Origin of the sequence: Sphingomonas sp. S-NIH.Pt3_0716 (assembly GCF_003950715.1) — a bacterium.
GTDB lineage: Bacteria > Pseudomonadota > Alphaproteobacteria > Sphingomonadales > Sphingomonadaceae > Sphingobium > Sphingobium yanoikuyae_A.
This window is the reverse complement of record NZ_QLJK01000003.1, coordinates 151,234-170,472: the sequence shown is the minus strand read 5'-3', so window position 1 is coordinate 170,472 and position 19,239 is coordinate 151,234. Positions and strand designations below refer to the sequence as shown.

Annotated in this window: 16 protein-coding genes and 2 pseudogenes; 8 read left to right on the top strand and 10 right to left on the bottom strand. The window is 58.0% G+C overall.

What is annotated here, in order from left to right; translation table 11 throughout:
- The first annotated feature begins 135 nt into the window (after positions 1 to 135).
- The 6 genes and pseudogenes from BRX37_RS03495 to BRX37_RS03470 all read left to right on the top strand — a co-directional run bounded on the left by BRX37_RS03495 (position 136) and on the right by BRX37_RS03470 (position 5,877).
- Positions 136 to 1,455, top strand: a complete 1,320-nt coding sequence (locus BRX37_RS03495; RefSeq protein WP_125985530.1) for a hypothetical protein — start codon at positions 136 to 138, stop codon at positions 1,453 to 1,455.
- A gap of 269 nt (positions 1,456 to 1,724) precedes the next feature.
- Positions 1,725 to 3,047: a YcaO-like family protein gene (locus BRX37_RS03490; RefSeq protein ID WP_206434101.1), complete on the top strand. Its 1,323-nt coding sequence runs from the start codon at positions 1,725 to 1,727 to the stop codon at positions 3,045 to 3,047.
- 136 nt (positions 3,048 to 3,183) lie between these two features.
- A complete protein-coding gene (gene tnpA / locus BRX37_RS26590) occupies positions 3,184 to 3,555 on the top strand; it encodes an IS66-like element accessory protein TnpA (RefSeq protein ID WP_318276590.1) in 372 nt (123 codons plus the stop codon).
- Positions 3,552 to 3,899, top strand: coding sequence for an IS66 family insertion sequence element accessory protein TnpB (gene tnpB / locus BRX37_RS03480; RefSeq protein WP_125985528.1), 348 nt, complete (start codon positions 3,552 to 3,554; stop codon positions 3,897 to 3,899). The genes tnpA and tnpB overlap by 4 nt, the downstream gene beginning before the upstream one ends.
- Before the next feature lie 62 nt (positions 3,900 to 3,961).
- Positions 3,962 to 5,581 (top strand): annotated as a pseudogene (gene tnpC / locus BRX37_RS03475) (IS66 family transposase).
- Entirely contained in the window at positions 5,581 to 5,877 is a 297-nt protein-coding gene (locus BRX37_RS03470; RefSeq protein ID WP_125985527.1) for a hypothetical protein, read from the top strand. Before tnpC ends, BRX37_RS03470 begins: the two are co-directional and overlap by 1 nt.
- Before the next feature lie 187 nt (positions 5,878 to 6,064).
- Here the strand turns inward: BRX37_RS03470 and BRX37_RS03465 are convergent, their stop codons facing one another.
- The 8 genes from BRX37_RS03465 to BRX37_RS03430 form a co-directional block, all read right to left on the bottom strand.
- Positions 6,065 to 7,147: an IS5 family transposase gene (locus BRX37_RS03465; RefSeq protein ID WP_125985526.1), complete on the bottom strand. Its 1,083-nt coding sequence runs from the start codon at positions 7,145 to 7,147 to the stop codon at positions 6,065 to 6,067.
- Positions 7,148 to 7,404: 257 nt separating this feature from the next.
- Positions 7,405 to 8,481, bottom strand: coding sequence for a transposase (locus BRX37_RS03460; RefSeq protein WP_125985525.1), 1,077 nt, complete (start codon positions 8,479 to 8,481; stop codon positions 7,405 to 7,407).
- A gap of 138 nt (positions 8,482 to 8,619) precedes the next feature.
- Positions 8,620 to 8,784, bottom strand: coding sequence for a transposase (locus BRX37_RS27560; RefSeq protein ID WP_206434100.1), 165 nt, complete (start codon positions 8,782 to 8,784; stop codon positions 8,620 to 8,622).
- Positions 8,785 to 8,801: 17 nt separating this feature from the next.
- On the bottom strand, positions 8,802 to 10,529 hold the full coding sequence (locus BRX37_RS03450; RefSeq protein WP_125985524.1) for an ABC transporter ATP-binding protein: 1,728 nt from the start codon (positions 10,527 to 10,529) through the stop codon (positions 8,802 to 8,804).
- A 31-nt stretch (positions 10,530 to 10,560) separates the two neighbouring features.
- Positions 10,561 to 11,529, bottom strand: a complete 969-nt coding sequence (locus tag BRX37_RS03445) for an LpxL/LpxP family acyltransferase (RefSeq protein ID WP_164522389.1) — start codon at positions 11,527 to 11,529, stop codon at positions 10,561 to 10,563.
- Positions 11,530 to 11,868: 339 nt separating this feature from the next.
- Positions 11,869 to 12,603, bottom strand: a complete 735-nt coding sequence (locus tag BRX37_RS03440) for a S49 family peptidase (protein WP_164522388.1) — start codon at positions 12,601 to 12,603, stop codon at positions 11,869 to 11,871.
- Between the two features lie 25 nt (positions 12,604 to 12,628).
- Positions 12,629 to 13,450: a CPBP family intramembrane glutamic endopeptidase gene (locus BRX37_RS03435; RefSeq protein WP_318276593.1), complete on the bottom strand. Its 822-nt coding sequence runs from the start codon at positions 13,448 to 13,450 to the stop codon at positions 12,629 to 12,631.
- Positions 13,437 to 14,465 (bottom strand): 2OG-Fe(II) oxygenase, encoded by a 1,029-nt coding sequence (locus BRX37_RS03430; protein ID WP_125985520.1) that lies wholly within the window; start codon positions 14,463 to 14,465, stop codon positions 13,437 to 13,439. The genes BRX37_RS03435 and BRX37_RS03430 overlap by 14 nt, the downstream gene beginning before the upstream one ends.
- A gap of 118 nt (positions 14,466 to 14,583) precedes the next feature.
- On the opposite strand from BRX37_RS03430, the gene BRX37_RS03425 reads away from it, so the two are divergent.
- Positions 14,584 to 14,838 carry a hypothetical protein gene (locus tag BRX37_RS03425; protein WP_125985519.1) on the top strand — a complete coding sequence of 85 codons (255 nt, stop codon included), beginning with the start codon at positions 14,584 to 14,586 and terminating at the stop codon, positions 14,836 to 14,838.
- A 42-nt stretch (positions 14,839 to 14,880) separates the two neighbouring features.
- Here BRX37_RS03425 and BRX37_RS03420 read toward each other — a convergent pair whose 3' ends face one another.
- The gene (locus tag BRX37_RS03420; RefSeq protein WP_125985518.1) at positions 14,881 to 16,422 is read right to left on the bottom strand and encodes a tyrosine-type recombinase/integrase; all 1,542 of its coding nucleotides are present in this window, start codon (positions 16,420 to 16,422) and stop codon (positions 14,881 to 14,883) included.
- Positions 16,423 to 16,922: 500 nt separating this feature from the next.
- Between BRX37_RS03420 and BRX37_RS03415 the strand changes: the two are divergent.
- Positions 16,923 to 18,170: pseudogene (locus tag BRX37_RS03415) on the top strand (MFS transporter); the annotation flags it as partial.
- A gap of 68 nt (positions 18,171 to 18,238) precedes the next feature.
- Here BRX37_RS03415 and BRX37_RS27215 read toward each other — a convergent pair.
- Positions 18,239 to 19,231 (bottom strand): nuclease, encoded by a 993-nt coding sequence (locus BRX37_RS27215; protein WP_318276589.1) that lies wholly within the window; start codon positions 19,229 to 19,231, stop codon positions 18,239 to 18,241.
- Positions 19,232 to 19,239: the final 8 nt, after the last annotated feature.

Below are 19,239 nucleotides of genomic sequence, written 5' to 3'. Positions count from 1 at the left end.
AGCCCGCCTCGAAAGTTGTTAAGTAATACCAGTCCATCCATTGATCGCTCCATCTCTCGCAGGACGGCGTGAATCACAACATGCTGGTATTACTTAACAACTTTTGGGGTGAACCTTAAGAACTAGGAAGACGCGATGGAGCGACCAAAGGTCAAGCCCAATGTGAGATGGCGCGTAACCGAGCGCGGCCTCCTCGTCACGCATGGCGACGACGGTCTCTTGCTCCCCAGTCCCAAGGTCGCCGCTATAGCCGACAAACTCGTAGGCGAGATCGACGGACGCCGCACGGTGCCGGAGCTAGAGGCCGGCCTTCCAGCAAAAGCGCAGCCGCTAATGGCTGCGATCCTGTCACATATGACCGACAAGGGGATGCTGGTAGAAGCTCCGCGCGGTTTGGTAGCGTCTGAAGTGGTCGAATCTGATACTGGCATGCTGGCTTTGACGATTGGCGGCGACTGGGAGGAACGGCTCCATACATGGTTGGAGATCGGAATTTCCGTAAGCGGACCCGATGCATGGGAGGTCGACAACATCGCACGACAGGTGGAGGAAGCGGGGGGGCATGTAGCCAATAGGGCGCCCGCCGATAGGATCGAGATTTGTACGACTGAACGATTGGCCGTGGTTGCCGTCGAAACGAGTGCGGGGACGGTCATCGGTGCGGCGCCCCCAGGATTTGAAGCCGCATGGCCCGGGCCGCACATCCCCTTGTCGCAAGCTGAGGTCAAAGGCAAATGTCGCCATGATCTCTGGCAGCGTAACATAGTTTTGGCGACGATCGTTCGCTACGTACTGCTGTCAGTCATCGCCCCCCATATAGTTGCCGGGAAAATTATATTGGTGGATGACAGAGGCTTGACAAATGAGTTCAACCTAGAGCCGGACAACGCACTTGGCATAGCGACCGTCGAACGGTCGGACTTGTTGGCCGACACTGCCGAATGGCTGAACGAGGCCAGCCCGTTTGCGGCGGCTGTGGACGTTGAGCCTGCCTTTCCCTTGGCGCATCGGGCAATCAAGTTGAAGGGAAACGGTGACGCGCCTGACCAAATGTTCATCGAATGGGGGCTAACCCCGCAAGAAGCTGACGAGCGGGCGTTGGCGGTCGCGCTCGCGGGACTGAGTGCCAAGGACGGTATCAATTATCGACAGGAAGACGAAACTGAAAAGCAAGGAGACTGCGAAGCGCAAAACGTCGTGGCAGATGATCTCAGCAGCAAGGCAGCAGTACTGTGGCGGGTCTCTGAATTATACACGGGAGGTGCACCCAGCGTCCAGGTGATCCAACGTGACAAGAAATGGATGGCGACCGCTACGCTTGGCAAAATCAGAGGTAACGGTAGCGGTGTGGACAGGGGCGAGGCCATTGCGACCGCCATCGGCAATGCGCTGAGCACCGCGCAAATAGGGGGCGCGCCGACTGGCCACGTCAGCACGGCACGGGACGCGTTATGAGCATTGTCGAATGGAACCACGGGGCGGAAACATGGCTGCTACCGAATGGAGCTTGCCTAGAGTGCCTTAAGGCGTGGCGCGGTAATGAGCTCAGCTGCGGCTGGGGCGATCCGCCAGCCAGACACCTAAGGTCCCTCATTAACGCGCACAAGGCGGCTTTGGCGGCTACCCCTGGCGCACGGCCGCGGCGAATCGACTGGTTGACGGGTCAGGCGCGCGAGCACACGCTCAATCGGCACCCTGGATGCGACAGGCATGAAGTCAAAGCGATGGACCGGAAGCACGCGAGGGGCATGTTGGCGCGGGGTGACGACGCGCATGGCGGGATGAGGAGATTGTCTGGGGGAGAGTTAAAGCATGCGATCACGGGTCTCGTTGACAGTCACATCGGCCTCGTGCGCGGCATTACCGAGTTCCGCAACGACAGCCCCATGTCGGGAGCGAGCGCGCGTCTCAAGCCGTTCGCCGGTCCGCAGGATGTCGAATACGGCCATGGCCGCAGCGGCTTGCCTACGGCAGACCGCGTAACGGCCGTCGCCGAAGCGGTCGAGCGCTGGGGCGCACTCCGTCCTTGGCGCGGGGTCGAACTAGTCGAGGCTAGTTGGATTGACTTGGGCGACGATGCGGTCGATCCGCGCGACTTCATCCTAAACGACGAAGATCCTGACCTCGCCAATTGGCGGCCCTACGATGAGGCTGCCCATTACCAATGGGTGTGGGGGTGGTCGGTACGCAAGGGCGCGCCTGTCTTGGTTCCTCTCCAACTCGTCTACTTCGGGGTCAGCAACCCGCTCGGCGGACGCTTCGTCTACGAGATATCGAACGGGTGCGCTGGCGGCGGCAGTGTGGGCGAAGCTGCGCTCTACGGGTTGCTCGAGGTGATCGAGCGTGACGCCTTCCTGACGAGCTGGCACTCGTCCCGATTGGTCGACAAGATTTCGCTAAATGTGCTCAACGACTGGGCGCGCGGTGTCATTGCCCGCCTTTCCGGCGAGGGCGTGGAGGTCTCGCTCCTCGACATCGGCTGTGGCCTACCGGGCCACGCCGTGGCAGCGGAAATCCGCGACACGACTGGACGTTATCTGCCGTGGATCAGCCAAACGGCTGCGGCCCATCCGGACCCCGCCAAGGCCTGCGCCGCCGCGCTCCAGGAGGGCGTCGCCATGCTTGGCGTATACGACGTGGAGGAACGAGCAAAGCGGCGTCAGCAGGCTGAAGCACTGCTGATGGCCCCCGAAACCGTTTTGACGATGCAAAACCACGCCGCCCAAGGCAACTCGCCCTGGGCGTTGAACTCGAAAGCGTTTAGACGCAGCGGGCACACGATCGCCCCTGCTCGGGTCTGCGAGCGCGACGCTCACGAACTATTCGACGAATACGCATCTGCTACGCTCGCGCACGCTAAGGACGTCATCGTCGTCGACCAGAGCTACACGCCGGCGCGCGAACGGGGCCTGCACACGGTGAAGGTACTTGCGCCTGGTTTGCACAGCATGACATTCGGTCATAAACGCGCAAGACTATCGGGCGATCGGCTCAAGATATTTGCTCCGCGCCGGGAATGGCGCATGGAGCCGCACCTCTTTCCTTGAGCTATTATGAGAGGGCTCATCTTTGATATAAAGTAACCGAACGGCTGAGGCCGCCTGCCAAGATGTGAGTTGAGCGGGTAAGAGACGTCGACAAGGACGTCGATATGGACGTCCTTATCGAGAGCGAGGGACGGCGGTGGAGATATTGGGCCGGGAACGGCGTCGTCGATGGACGGACGCGGAGAAGTTGGAGATTCTCGCGGCAGTGGGGGTGAACGGTGAGACGCTGGCGCGTGTTGCGCGGCGCTACGATGTGTCGCGAAGCCAGATTTATAATTGGCGCCGAGAGTTCAAGGAGCGAGGATTGCTGCCGGCGCCGGTTGGGCCAACCTTTTTGCCGTTCGACATCGGCGCTCCTATGCTGAACGCGCAACTCGCCCTCGAGGAGCAGACGGTCTCGCCCGCCATTGTCGAGTTATGTCTGGGGCAAGGACGGCGCCTTCGTTTCGATAGTGGCATCGAAGCCGCGACCCTGACCCGCCTCATCCGGTCGGTGGAAGCTGCATGATCGGACCGGGAACCGGAGTAAGGGTATATCTCGCCTGCGGCGTCACTGACATGCGCAAAGGGATTTCGGGTCTCGCCATGCTTGCCCAGTCCGTGTTGCGGCAGCAGGCAACCAGCGGTGCCGTATTCGCCTTTCGGGGACGGCGCGGTGACAGGCTGAAGCTGCTTTATTGGGATGGTCAGGGATTTTGCCTCTATTACAAGATTCTGGAGCGCGGCCGTTTCCCTTGGCCCGGGGCGACTGACGGGACGGCGCGCCTGACATCGGCCCAGCTCGCGATGTTGTGGGAAGGGATCGACTGGAGGCGCCCGGACTGGGGCGCGCCGCCGGCCCGGGCCGGATAACTTACCTCTGCGAAAGCGTCTGTTTTTCTGTACTTTTTGGCCGTTTTCCCGTACCTAAGGCCATGCTCAACGCGGCATCCCATCTTCCCGAAGATCCGGCACTCCTCAAGGCGATGATCGCCGAGTTGCAGGACTAGAACGCGAAGCTAACGATGACGCTGCGCGCCCATGACCTGGTCGTCCAGGCTCTTCGTTTGCAGATCGCCAAGCTCAAGAAGCAGGCCTTCGGCAAGTCCTCCGAGAAGATCCAGCGCGAGATCGAGCAACTCGAACTCGCGCTCGAAGACGTTCTCGTTTCCGTCGCCCAACAGGGTCTCGTGGCAAGCGAACGGGATGATCCCGATGCGGTTGCTCCCGCCGAGGGCGGCTCCGGGTCGCGTCCGTCCCGTCGCCCGCGTGTCTCGCCGGACACGCCGCGCGAACGCCACGAACTCGATCCCGGCAGCACCTGTCCGGATTGCGGGGGCGAGCTGCGCTTCGTGGGTGAAGACGTGAGTGAGATCATCGAGATGATCACGGCAAAGCTCAAGGTCATCGAGGTCGCTCGCCCGAAGAAGTCCTGTCGCTGCTGCGAGAAGATGGTGCAGGTGCCGGCCCCCAGCCGCCCGATCCCCGGCAGCATGGCCGGCGCAAGCCTCCTCGCCTACGTGCTGGTCTCCAAGTTCGACGACCATTTGCCGTTGTACCGGCAAAACGAGATTTTCGCGCGCATGGGCGCCGATATTCCGCGCAGCACGCTCACCGACTGGTGCGGCCACTCGATGCGGATCCTGCAGCCCGTGATCGACCAGATCGAGGCATCGGTCCTGGACAGCGACATCCTGCACGCCGACGACACGCCCATCCGCGTGCTGGCACCAGAACGGCGTGCCAAAGGTATCGGCAAAGGCGTCAAGCAAGGCCGGATCTGGGCATATGTCTGTGATCAGCGCCCCTGGGCCGGTGCCGCGCCGCCCGGGGTCGTCTATCGCTATGCGCCCAACTGGAATGCGCAGCACGTCCAGGACCAACTTTGCAACGCAAACGGCATTCTCCAGGCCGACGCCTACAAAGGCTATGCGAAGCTCTACGAACCTGACGCGGATGGGAATCCACGTTTCCGGGAAGCAGCCTGCTTTGCCCATTGGCGACGCGATTTTCACGACATCTGGACGTCCCAGAAATCCGAAATAGCACACGAGGCGCTTGAGCGTATCGGGCAGCTCTATGACATCGAGCGCGAGATCGCCGGTAAGTCTGCCGATATCCGTCGGGACGTGCGTCAGGAGCTGAGCAAACCCAGGCTCGAGGCCCTGCATGCCTGGGCTGAGACGCAGCTCACCCGAATCCCGGGCAAAAGCGATCTCGCCAAGGCCTTTCGCTATGCCCTCGGCCGCTGGCACGCGTTCAGCCTGTTTCTCGACGATGACCGCGTCGCCATCGACAACAATGCCGCCGAACGCGCCGTCAGGCCCATATGTCTCGGCAAGAAAAACTGGCTGTTCGCCGGCTCCGAGGCCGGCGCCGAAACCCTCGCTCGCGCCATGACACTCATCGAAAGCGCCAAAATGAATGGACTCGATCCTCAGGCCTATATCACCGACCTGCTCAATCGCATCCATGATCACAAGATCAACAGGATCGACGAATTGTTACCTTGGAACTGGGCGCCGCTGACTCTCCTTCGAGCACTGGCCGCCTGATGGCCGCGGTCACGCACGTCCTCACCCTCGACTATGTCGCCAGGATCCTCGACGAGGACGCGGAATTGCTGAAAGCCATCATCTCAAATGATGACAATCTGACCTACGGAAACATCATCAGCGTCTACATCGGCCCCGACGAGGCCATCACCGCGCTAACCGATCACGGCATCGAAGAACTCACTGACATGCTCAGCGAGGCCCGTCTTACGACCACCTCCTGGCACCAGTTCCTCGATGACTTCGTCGATGATCCCGAACTCGCCGCCCGCTTCAAGGCACAACCTTCGCGGTAACAATCGGGCGGTTACGATATAAACCATACCATATCGAAGAAAATGACGAAGCTGGACACCTCGAAGAACCGTCGGATTATGTCCAACTGGGCGCAGGAGGAGGCGGCAGCGGGCGGGTAGTGCCGATTCCGCTGCACCGATCCGCTGATTTTCTGGACGGAGCCGATCGCTGATTCCAGTTTTCGTGTCATGCAGGCGCAGCTCGGCCTTCGAGCCATGCGAGGCGCTGGAAATTATAGACCAGGTTGGCCATGCCGATCTTGATAGTGGCGCGAGCGATGCCGATGGTGCGGACGACAAGGCCCATGCGGTGTTTCTGCCCGGCAAAAACATGCTCAACGGCGGCGCGGACCTTTGAGCGCCTTGCATTGGCTCTGGCTATCCGTTCAGGCAACGGCCGTCTGGGTAGGCGCTTCTGGTGGATGTTGCTGGTGAACATGCCCTTGGCGAGGAACGCCTCGTTCTTCTTCGATCGATAGGCGGTATCGGCCCAAACGCCCGATGCAGTGTTATCCTTGCTGATCAGATCGGGCAGTCGCGCCCCGTCATGAGCATTGGCGGCGCTCACATCCCAGGTACGGATCAGACCGTGAGCCCGATCGATGCCGATATGATTTTTATAGCCGAACATCGGAATGGCCAGATCGACCGGCTTTGCCGCCCTGGGATCGGCGCCTTCCTGGACCTTGGCCTTGCTATATTTGATCGACCAGCGCGCATCGCGGTCTTTCTGCCGGACCTTGGCAGGCGTCCATTCCTTGGGGATACGGCCTTCCTTGATCGCTGTCTTCTCCTCCTGGGTGTTGCGCTGCTTGGGTGCGGGTACAACGGTGGCATCAATGATCTGACCGCCCATGGCCAGGTATCCCTGGTCCTTGAGCGCGACATCGAAGCGCGCGAACAGCCGGTCGATCGCCTTGGCCGTCACAAGCCGTTCGCGGAACAGCCAGACCGTGGTGGCATCGGGCACGGTGCCTTCCAGCCCCACGCCCAGGAAACGCTGAAACGATAGCCGGTCCTTGATCTGAAACTCGGTCGCCTCGTCGGACAGCGAATACAACGCCTGTAGAACCAAGATTTTGAACATCAGCACCGGATCGAACGGCGGCCGTCCGCCCTTGTTACGAGGACCACGGCGCAGCGCGGCCACCAGCGGTCCCCGGAATAGCTCGAAGTCCACCACCGCCGACAACCGCTCCAGCGGATCGCCTGCCGCGCTCAGCGCCTCATATCGGTCCGAAAGATCAAAGAAACCCGGCTGTCCTGCCATTTCTGCCTCCGCCACAGCGTCGGCGAAGTGAATCAAATCTACCCCCCAAAGGCCAGCGTTTTTCGAGGCGTCCAGCTAGGGCCGGTGCGCGGGTGCGCGCAGTCCGCTGGAACTGAATCGTTTGGATAGCTCGAAGAACCGGGTTCTGATGCGGCGTGTAGGAAACGTTGAGCGCCAGTTTCGCAGTTACCGAGTTGTTCGAGACGATTTCGATCGGAAGTGGGCCGATCTTGCGGTGTGATCGGCCCTGAATTTCCTCATGCAGGCGCAGTTCGGGCGTCGAGCCAGGCGAGGCGCTGGAAGTTGTAGGCCAGGTTGGCCATACCGATCTTCGTTGTGGCGCGCGCGATGCCGATGGTGCGGACGAACAGCTTCATCCGGTGCTTTTGTCCGGCGAACACGTGTTCGATCGCCGAGCGCACTGGTGATCTCGCCGCATTGGCGCGAGCATGGTGCGACGGCAACGGCTTGCGCTTGGGCTTGCGGAAATGAACCTGTGAGATGAGGCGACGCTTGCGCATCGCCGCCTCGTTACGCTTCGATCGATACGCCGTGTCTGCCCATACCCGAGCACCGGTGTTCTTCGGATCAAGCAGGCCCTCGAACGGCCGGCTGTCGTGCGCGGCGGCGCTGGTCGCGCACCATCGTCGGATGAAGCCGAAGCGGCGATCAATGCCGGCATGGTTCTTGTAACCGAAGATCGGCACCGCAATCTCGACGCCAGCCGCCTTCATCTCGTTCGTCTCGCTACGCTTGCGGCGGCCACGCTTGATCGTCCAGCGCGCGTCGGTGTCCTTCTGGCGGCGCTTCGCCTTCGACCAGTCCGGCGGCGTACCGCCGCCCCTGATGGTCGCCTTCTCGTCATCATTGAGTTTCTGGCGCGGCGCTGCAACCACCGTCGCGTCGATGATCTGTCCTCCCGTCGCCAGATAGCCCGCAGCATGCAGCGCTTCATCGAAGCGGGCGAACAGAGGATCTATCGCCTTCGCCTGCACGAGCTGCTCGCGGAACAGCCAGACCGTTTTGGCATCCGGAACCTTGTCACCGAGCCCCAGCCCCAAAAAGCGCATGAACGATAGCCGGTCGCGGACCTGGAACTCCACCGCGTCGTCCGACAGGCTGTACAGCGCCTGCAGCACCAACACCTTGAACATCAGCACGGCGTCGTAAGGGGGCCGTCCGCCCTGGCTCCGATCCGACCGGTTCAACGCCTTGTCGAGGACATCCCGGAACAACTCGAAGTCCACCACCTTGCTCAGCCGTACCAGCGGATCTCCCGCTGCCGACAACGCCGCAAGCCGCTCATCAACATCAAAGAAACCCGGTTGCGCCATCGCTGCCTCCCGCCGTTACCACGCGGATTGAATCAGCTCAGCGCCTCATGCGCCAGTGGTTTTTAGAGGCGTCCGTTTTTCTACTTTGTGATGGCATCTTCCTAGACTGGCGGAACTTTGGTAGGATTCGGGGCAGCCTTAATGCTTGGGCATTGTGCGTTTGAGGTTATAGGCGATGGCGGTTAGGTGGACTTGCGCGACGGCCTTGGCGAGACCTCGCCATCGCATTCGCCTGAGGCCGTAGCATCGCTTCCATGTCCCGAAGATCTTCTCGATCGAACTCTGAGAAAACCGCTTACCCATTTACAGAGCATTCCGGTTCATTGTCGGTCACTGGAGAGTTGATCAAAAAATAGCGCGGTGTAAGCGCTGCGATTTCGCAGCAATTGCTCGTGTGTTCCGGATTCTACAATGTGGCCGCCACTGAATACGAAAATTTGATCCGCATGCCGTATTGCTGAAAGTCGGTGTGATACGATGATGGTAGTTGTGCCGGGGTAGTGCTTGGAGATTGATTCAATGATGTCTCGCTCTTGCCGAGAATCGATGGCCGAGGTTGCCTCGTCGAGGAGAAGCAGTGGAGCTTGGGTCATCAACGAACGCGCAAGAGCGATCCGTTGCCTTTGCCCGCTCGACAACCCTCTGGGGAACTCACGCCCGTCGCCTCCCTTGGTTAATAAATCTTCTGCCAAAGCAGTAGTGACCGCATCGTCAAATGCTGATTGAGATTTATTTCGACCGAAAGAAATGTTATCGCGAACTGACCTTGCCAAGATAGGCGCAGCTGGATCGAAGTAAGCTACTTTTGTTCGGAGAGTAGCTCGATCGAGTTCATTCAAATCATATCCGTCTAGATACAAACATCCTTTTGGAGCAATTTCTTCGCCTGCGATCAATCTCAGCAATGTGCTTTTGCCGCAGCCGCTGGCGCCTACAAATGCAACCGTGGTACCGGGGCGGATTTCGAGGTGGTCGATATGCAGTAGGAAATCTTCATCATTGCTGCTGTAGGAGAATTGGAGGCCAGCAATCCTTAATGTAGGACTTTGATTCGGGAGAAGCTCTACTCGCCTCTTAGGTAACGATGGAGATTCAAACTGCTCTGTTAATCTACGAAGTGGCTCTACTCCTGCTGCAATCGCGGCGAGGCTGTCGGTAAGCGAAGTTACGGATGTCCCCACAATTAACGCGAGTCCTACGAATGCAACGAGGTCGCCTAGGATCGCATTACCGGAATTGATGCGTGCGATTCCGATTAACGTGATTAAGCCGATGGACAAGGCCAGTGCTACAAATATTAGTGCTCTCGCAATGATCTGGCTTATTCGACGTTTATTTAGAAGATTTAGCAGGATTTTTTGAGACTCTTGAATTCGATCGCACTCGGCCTCTTCCTGCGAGAATCGTCGAATAAGTCTATTATGGGTGAGTACCTCTATCGAACTCGACATCGTAGCTTCCGTAGCTTTGATGACGCGGTGCGACATTGCAACAAGTCGACTTTCGGCTAGCGACAGGCCGCCAGCAATGGCGATCAGACAGAGCACGAAAACCAGCCCTAGTATGGGTGCTACAAGCATCATGCACGCCAGTGCCCCAACGAGTTGAAGTATGGCTAAGGGGGCGTGATGAGTGATTGCAGCAAGAGCCTTTTCGAAGGTCTGGGCATCCGAGGTAATCCGCGTCACTATGCCGTAGCTAGCTTCGTCCGCAGAGGGAGCCTTTTGTAACCAGCGTCGGCATAACTCTAGTTGTGCACGCAAGACAGTTCGCTGGTTGCTCTCCTCTTGAATAAAACTATTGATTGATGAGCTTATTAGCCATGAAATAAAAACTGCTAGTAATCCGATCAGTGAAGGATCAAAAGGAGTTAAAGTTACAGACTTTTTGGATGTCCATTGCTCGATTACGCCACTAGCCAGGATAGGAAGAATAGTGAGCGTTACAGCGCTAATCAAAAGCATGGCACCGGCGAGGAGAAGCCAAATAGGTCTTGCGATAAAATTCCCCAATATGATCGCAAGGAAATCGCGAGAATTCTTGAACATGCTTGCCCTTGTTATCTTTTGCCAATGGTCGCTAAGAAATTTTTTTGTCGTTGACGAGCAGTTTTCGAATCTCACGCGCTATTCGTACTTTTTCGTAGAAGCCATGCCAGGCAGTATATTCATTTGGGCGCTTACGTATTTCCTCTTCAACCTGTTTGCTCAACGAATTAGCGGCTAGCGTTAAATGTTCGGTTGTAGCGTCTGGAGTGAGAAGCACAGGCGAACCGAACCTGGTTACAAACTTGCCGCCTCGGCGAAATATAAATAGCGGTAGAATGGCGGCATCGGACAACTGCGCCATACGAAGGAGGCTGGCTGGAAATGCCACTTCCATGCCGAACATTTCAGTTAGCAGGAAATTGCCTGTTTCAGTCGGCAGCGAGTCAAATCGAGCCACACCAAGTCCACCGCGTTTCATGGATTTGATTGCTTTAATCATGGAATAGGGCGAGTCGGCAGGAATTGTCTCGATCGGAACAGCGCCTGCCGTTTCTAGGCGATCGTAGAAGCCAATCGCATTTAATGGTTCCAACGCAATGCTGGGTTGTAGAACGACAATCTTTGGCGCTATTTTGTGAATACGAGGAGAGGTGCTAGGGGAGACTAAGCCATAGTAATGGGATGCGAACGACGTCGACAAGATGAGCGTCGATTTGCGTTGTTCCAAGCTTTCTTCCAGCGCCTCGATGTTCTCGATTAAGGTATGATTAGCTACCCACGATACTAATTCATGTTTGGGAATGGCTTCAAATTCAGCGAACTCAATATGAGCTCTAGCTGTGTTAATCTCTGCATTTAATAATGTGAGTATAGTTTTTGGCAGGGGCAAACGCAATGCGTTCGCCATAATTTCTAGTACTTGATTGCGATCGTAAACGGTTACCCCTATCAAGAGTCGCCACGCTCCAACCACTCTTGCTGGAATGGTACGGATACTCGGAGGTAATTTTACCGTGAACACGACCCAAGTCGGAATGAGCTTGCGACGCTCAGAAATCATACACCGCTTACCCCAGTGGTGGCTCGACCGAGCCCGCTTTCCAGCACGCCCGGCCGATTTTATAGGGTGTGCGCTATTTACCCGTTTGTTACTTCGGGCGCGGTAGTCCACCATTGCACGTGATCGACGACTGGACCGCGGAAAGCGATTTGCGTGAAGCGACCGTAATCTGCTCGCCATCAATGATGCGAACACGCTTTTCCTGCTTCAAGTTATCTGCCTTCTTATTCTCAAACATAGTCATTTCTCCATAGATTTGAGAATCGACAATTTAAAATTGTCTGGGTCATGATGAGTAGATAAAAACTGAATGTCAATGCGGTTTGGGTGAAGAAGCTCTCATCGGGTAAGAAAACTAGTTATGCCTTCAATGAGGCTAGATTCTGCTGAGTTGGAGCTGTCGCTGGAAACAGCTTGAACGCGCAGCGTATCTACAGAACTCAACCTTCCTGCGGCGGTCAGCGCCGCAAACATCGCGCCGTTCTCATCTATCAAACCCAAGTCTAAGGCTTTGATGCCCGAAAATATCTGTCCTTCGGAAATTTGATCTAGCACGGCAGTATCAACGGCTCGGCGAATTCGTACGAAGGACATAAATTGTGCGAGATGATCGGAAACTAGGCCTTTGAGATCCTCCTCTTGCTGCGCCTCAAGGGCGTTAAGCGGAAATAAGTTATCCTTGAGCAAGCCACTTGTGATCGGCTGGTATGAAACCCCGATCCGAGCTAGCAGTCGGTCAATCGATAGTCGGCGCACAATTGCGCCACAGCCACCGAGGCTTGCCGCTGGGCTGGCCACAACGTGGTCGCATGCCAGGGCGGCAAAGAAGCCTGCCGATAGTGCTGTTTCGATAACCAACCCGACTATAGGGATGCCTAATTCTGTACGTAGCGTGTCCAGCCCTTCTGCGACCGCTTGAGCCGCCCCCAAAGAACCGCCTCCTATGCGTATTCTGAGTACCGCCGCTGCTAGATCCTCAACCTCACTTGGTAGGACCTTCAGTTGCGTGAGAAGCTGAAGCGCGGTGGCTTCATCGAGATGTCCATCTAACGAGAGCAAGGCTGCTGTCGGCAATGCTATAACCCCTCCTGTGCGTGACCTAGAACGTGCTGCTGGCCAAGATAGTGAATAAGACTGCATCCACGAGTGCGTGCGTCGCAGTAACCGCAGCAAGGCCACGGCAACGCAAAGCCGCCAAACCAAGGCCAATTCCGAAAATTGACGCAAGGAGCGAGCCTGCCAATCCGTTGGGGAAGCCGTTCCAATGTGCGGCACCGAAGGATACGGCTTGAAGTCCGACTGCTAAGGTAGGTGTGAACCTTTGCTTTAGCCAATGCAATAGCACTCCGCGCCATACAGTCTCTTCAAGAATGGCATTCACTATCGAGAAGCCTATTCCAGATAAGAGGAGCGTGCTTGGCGAGCGAGGCAGCATTGCTCGTGCATCTGAGAGGTCGGGCTGCGTAAAATGCAGCCATGCCAAAAGAGTGATGGCCACAACCAAGGCACTGGCGAGGGTCAATGCAAAGCCGGGCCATCCGTATGTTCCGCGGCTCAGATATTCTGGCACTTTATTCCCGACAGCTTTTCGAACCAAGAGATGCGTAGCGATAAGGGGGAGAAGCAAGTGCAGCGGCCATACGTAAATGGAGCCTGCGAAAATGTAGAACCCGAGCAGCAATCCGGCTAGCAAAACACCGGTACATAATGGGGTCTTTGCTGGCCCCAGCGACAACCACGCTGCCCCTGCCACTCCGATGGAAAATGTTCCTGTAAAAATGGCTGGTCCCGATCCATAATTAGGTGGGAAGATTTGGACGAGGGCCATGAGCGCGAGCACTGAGAGTCCGGCCCAATGCAAGCTTCCGTAAATGCGCTTCGAGGCGACATCTTGGGCTAAGATGGTGTCAACTACTCGCATCAGCACGCACCCAAACATTGCATACATATTTAATACCGGTGCGCACAGGCAATCCGGCATGCAGGGATTGAGGAAGTCGGCGGCCTTGATCATCCAGGTTGCGGAAAACGAGGCAGCTCCCTCTTTTGGGGCGTACCTCATACTTCAATTCCGGGAACAAAGTAGAGCCGCCTTCAAAGTCGTCATTAAGATACACGATGGCTGTCGCAGTCCTCGGGGCGTTCGGTCCGGCATCGAAGTGAGGTCTAAACTCCTGATCAGGAAGATAGCGGGCGCACTGAAGGGACTCGAGGTCCGAATCGGGCACGCCGAGAATATGTGCCACGACCTTACGAAGCTTTGCGATGAATCCTCTACCGTCACATTGTAATAGTGCCGACGAGCTTGTCCGGCTTTGATCGAGAGCCACCCGGTCGACAGCACTCTGACTATCGATCAAGATCTCACTTTTGTCGAAGAGTTTCATATCCTCGCAATAAGCGATGATGGCCGCACAATCTTCCATAGATACGACATTCTCGACGAGCCTCATGCTTGCACGGTAGGCTTGCGCAGCTTCGGCTTCGAGCGCCAATGTGCTTGGGGGAGAGATGATCTGTCCCGGAGATGCCTGAGCAAACAGGCCAATGCCACTCCACTCAGATTCGAACCTCGAGCGACTCAATTTGATGTCTCCAAGCAGGGGGTGAACAATACCGACCGTTTCAGGATCCGCAGAGGTAGCCAGTACGAAAAGGACATTATCTTGGAGCGCTCTATCACAGAGCGGTATAACCGCAGGCAAAGGCACTCGATCTATAAGATCGGGAGCAGTCTCGAACGCCAAGCATTCGATCCCCAAAAATTCCAAGGTGTCCATCACGTCAGCTAATGTGAGGTGTGGATAGCTTGCGTGTGATGAAAGGTGCGCCCTGATGGCGAATCGAGAAAAGGAGACGCCCAAAATTTCAAGGAGACCGATGATCGTCGATGCGACGGGATTGAGAAGAACGTCATTGCTATCTTGCGTCAGCATCAAATGAGGCCTTGTTCATTGGTCGCGACATATTCGTAAGTATGCAATACGTATCAATCTGAGGCTCATGTGAAAATCGAAATTTTGAGTTAATGGAAGGCATTTTAAAGGAGAGGTGATGGTAGAGCCAAAGGCTGGGCGGCTTCTTGATAGAATCGTTAAGGTGCTACCTGTTTCCGTAATTATCTTACTGACTTCTATCGTACCCATGGGGGGGGTGAAGTGGTTCGTTATGTGCGATCTTCTGGTAATCTATGCCGCATGGAAAAATGACAATCATACGGGATCATGCCTAATGCTTGTGATCCTTTTCAACATTGTAATTTTAGTCATTGCCCTTCTGATGGTGGCGATGGCTTTGACCGTTTATTGAGCGTATAAGGGCATCGGCCTGGCTCCCGGCCCCCTCGGATCATCAACAGTCAGCTGCATCCTGCCGCATTCCGGCCCGTTGCAGGACGGCCTGCCCCAGAGCTGTTATCCTCCACCAGGCCAGTTCATCCCCCATATCCTGAGCCTTCTCGGCAAAGCCATGGCGCGAAAGACGCATAAGAGCGCCATTGTCCTTTGCGCTTAGGCGTCCCGGCGTCTCTGGCACGACCTCAACCAAATCCAACAGCATCTCCCATTCATCCTCAGGCAATAAGCCGTTGGCCGATTGTTCGGGTTGAGTATTCGGCTGCTTCTGTTGTGTTTCCTTGCCCGTCAACGCGGACGAAATGCGGTCCGACACACGATTGGCTGCTTTGACGGATGGATCGCGGTCAACATGGGCATAGATCATCGTCGAGCGCAGATTGGCGTGGCCCAGGATCGCGCCTGTGAGGGCAAGCGCCTCGCCATTCGAGGTCGCGATTGCGCCGACAGTGTGGCGTAGCGTGTGTGGCGTGACCCCTGGCAGGTCGGCACGCTTGATGATCTTCTGCCAGATGGACTTGGTGCCTTGGAAAAAGCTGCCGCCGGTGTCGGCCGGGAAGATATAGTCCGTGCCATCGACGCGTTCGATGCTCCGCAGCAGCGCCATAGCGGCAAGCGGCAAAGGTCGCGTTGAACGGCCGGTCTTGGTATCATCAAGCGTGATGAGGCCGCTGTCGAAATCGACCTCGTTCCATTTCAGCTCGACGATCTCCTGTCGCCGGCAGCCGGTGAGTGCCCACAGTCGGGCGATGTTGAGCGCCTTGGGGTTGACGCCTTCCTTCTCGAGGGCGTCGCAGGCGGAACCGAACCGACGCAGTTCATCAAGGCTCAGGAAGCGAGTCCGGGCGTTATCGGTCTTCTTGACCACCGCCTTTTCGCATGGGTTGCTGTCGATAATGCCGAAGCGCTTGGCAAAGCTCAGAACGGCCGAAAAGTCCCGGAAGACTTTGCGCGCCGCTCCGCTTCCCCCCTTTACGATGATCCGGGTTCTAGGTCCGGTCTTCTCATTTTTCACGGTCTTGCCGTTCTCTACATCCCGGAAGAAACGCTCGATCTCCGCCGCGCTGATTTCCGTAATCCGCTTCCTGCCAAGCAGGGGCACGACATGATGGCGCAGGCGCGCCATCGTATATTTCTTGGTCAGAGGCTTCATAGGCTCGCCCTGACGTTTGCCGCGCTGAATGTAGCAGCCCTCTTTCTCGTATAGATCGATCAGTTCGGTCACGGTTCGTTCCTGACGCTTCCCATTGCGATCGAGCGCTGGATCCTGACCGTTTGCGGCGGCGCCGATGATTTCCTTTGCGCGCCGTCGAGCCTGCTCAACCGTCAGCGCGCCAACGCGGCCAATCGAATAGAAGCGCTGTGGCGCTCGCCGGCCGCCGCCTTCCGCCAGATATTTGGCGACGAAGGTCTTCACGCCTCCGGCGCCGATCCGGACGCCGAAGCCCTTCAGTTCACTATCCCACAGGGAATAGCGTCGCTCGCGAGGCTCGGCGGCGTTAATGACGGTCCTGGTAAGCTTGACCTCGGAAGCTTTCATCGCCTGCCTCAATCCGGTCGTCTCGGGCTACAACCGGGCTACAACATCTAACGACAAAAATGTCATCTTCTTGAGGTTGTCTAGCGTAGTGGAGCGGAATAAACAACATGAAAATCAACTAGTTAGTAGTATAATGGCGTAGGTTGGAAAAGCACTGAAAAGCCTATGTGCAACTTTGCCAAGGTTGGGGTCGAGGGTTCGAATCCCTTCGCCCGCTCCAGTTTTCCTAGAAATCGATGCGATAATCACCCTTCGGGGGCAGCAAGGCCGCGTTGTCACATGCGCTTTCCTTCTGCGGCCACGCGGCCCTGATCCGCCTGTGACCCGTGCTGTCGCGTGGTCCAGGGCTGCCAATGGCGATAAGTCACCGGCCCCATTCCCAACGCCTTTGTCGCACAAATGAAAGAATGCGCTTCTAGGCGCGACGCATTCCGCAATTCCCCGTGCGGTCACGACCATCAGGGGCGATCGAGGTGATCTGGACACGGGACGATGGCCGCATGCTGGCCTATGCCTCCGGCAATTTCGGCAAGGCACTGGTTTTCAGCGGTGCGGATCTGACGATATTGTTCCTGCTGAGCGACGTGCTGAACCTTGGCGCGACAACGGCGGGATGGCTGATGCTCGCCGCGCTGTGCGGCGACCTGATCTTCGATCTGCTGGCGGCGCGGCTGACGATCCGCCTGCGACATGTCGGCAAGGGCTATCGCTGGATGGTGGCGGTGGCAGCAACGCCCTGCGCGATCGCCTTCGCCCTGCTCTATGCCATGCCCTTGCTTGGCGCCCGGCAGCTATGGATGCTGGCCATGGCCTTGCTGATATTTCGGGGCGCCTATGCCATCATCGACGTGCCGCACAATGCGCTGATGGCGCAGGTGACCAGCGACAGCAGCGCGCGGGGCCGTGTTTCGGGCTATCGACTGCTGTTCAGTACGGCGAGCGCGCTGATTGTCGCGACCTTGTTGACGCCGCTGGTGCAAGATGCGGGCAATACCCGGTCCTTCGATCGGCTGGCGCTCACCGGCGCGGCGACGGGCGCCGTCTTTGCCCTGACGATGATCCTGTGCGCATGGACCTGCGGCGGCGATACAAGCGGTGGTGCCGCCCGCACCGCCCGGCAAAGCGCAAGGCAGGACGGCATCGACATCCCGTTTCGCGACCCGATGGTCGTGGCACTGGCTCTTCTGGCCCTGCTCACCGGATTTGCCGCACCGGCATTCGGACGCTCCCTGCTCTATATCGGCAGCTATGTCGTCCGCCGCCCCGATCTTGTCGCGACCTTGCTGCTGGCCGTGACGATCGGCCAATTCGCCGGCGTGATCCTGTGGACCGCGATGACCAGACGTTTCAGCAAGAGCGCCCTGCTCGCCATGGGTCATGGAGTCAGCATCATCGGGCTGGCGGGTTTCGCCGCCTGCCTGTCCTGGCCACCTGCCCTGGCCATCTGTGGGGCGGTGATCGGCGTCGGCCTCGCCAGCATGTTCATGCTGCCATGGGGGCTGCTGGCCGATGCCGTCGATGTGGTGGAATGGCGCCATGGCAGGCGCTTCGAGACAGGCCTGTTCGCCTTCTACCTCGTCGTAGTCAAGGCAAGCGGTGCCGCCTTCTCAAGTCTGACCGGCTGGACACTTGGCCTGCTGGGCTATGTGCCGGGGCAGGCACAGACTGCGGCAGTCCAGGCCGGCATGCTCGGCCTGGGACTGGGCGTTCCTGTCCTTGGCAGCCTTTGCGCGATCCTGCTGATGCGGCGCTTCGACCTTGGCCATGCCCGCCATGCCCGGCTGCTCGCAGCACTGGCACGGCGGGAAGCACGCGATCAGTCGGACGCCGATCCGGTTTCCGGATTGAAGCGCGGGTTGGAGAAATCGAGCGGCGCGGGCACGACCCTGGCCGGCGGGCTGGCGCTTTCCGCCCAGGCGCGGCAGAGCATGTCGCGCAGCATGGCAGCGCCGGCAGCGGTCCGTTCATAGACGAGGGCGCGCACATCCTTGTCGGCGAAATCGGCAAAGCCGTCCCGCTTTTCCAGCTGATAGACATATTCCATCCGATCGCCGGCCTGATCCAGGAAGGCAAGGATCGCGTCGAACATGTCGCCGTCGCGATGACCGGGCGCGCCGATGCGCGGCGCGATATCCGCCACGGTCAGCTTCATGCCATCGACGAACTGGCTTTCGAAGCGGCCATGGATACTGCGATCGCGGGTGTAGCCGCTGGGATTGTCGCCGCGCCAGCCGTCCGAATGGATCGAGTCGTGCAGCGGCTGGGCGCCGTCGCCGATATAATGGCCAAGGCGGATCGTCTGGAAGGCGCAATGCTGGGCCGGGACGGATATGTCGCCCCCTTCGGCCTGCGCCTTGCGGACATGGCGCATGCAGACGACGAGCCGGTCGTAAGCCTCGATCGCCGCATAGGGCAAAGTGCCGGTCCAGCGGACATTGGTGCGTGCGGCGGTTGCCGGATCGCTGTCCTTGATCGTCTCATAGCGCTTGTAGAGCGCCAGGATGAATTCGTAGCGCGAGCGCGGGATCGGCTTCACGAAGCGGAACTGCTCGCGGAACCAGCCATGATTGGGGTCTTCCTCCATCTTGGAGAAATTCTCCGAATCCCCGCGCCAGCTGTCGGGCAGCGAGGCGGAGGCGGCGATATAGTCGGTATAGGCCTTGAGGAAGACGGGACCGTCCTGCGGGATGGCATCGAGCGCGGCGCGATCGATCACTTCATGGGCGGTGCCGCCCCAGGCCATGGCGGCGCCGGGGCTGAACGCCAGCGCACCGAGCGCCAGGGCCAAGGTCAGTTTACGTGTCATCATGCCTCCCT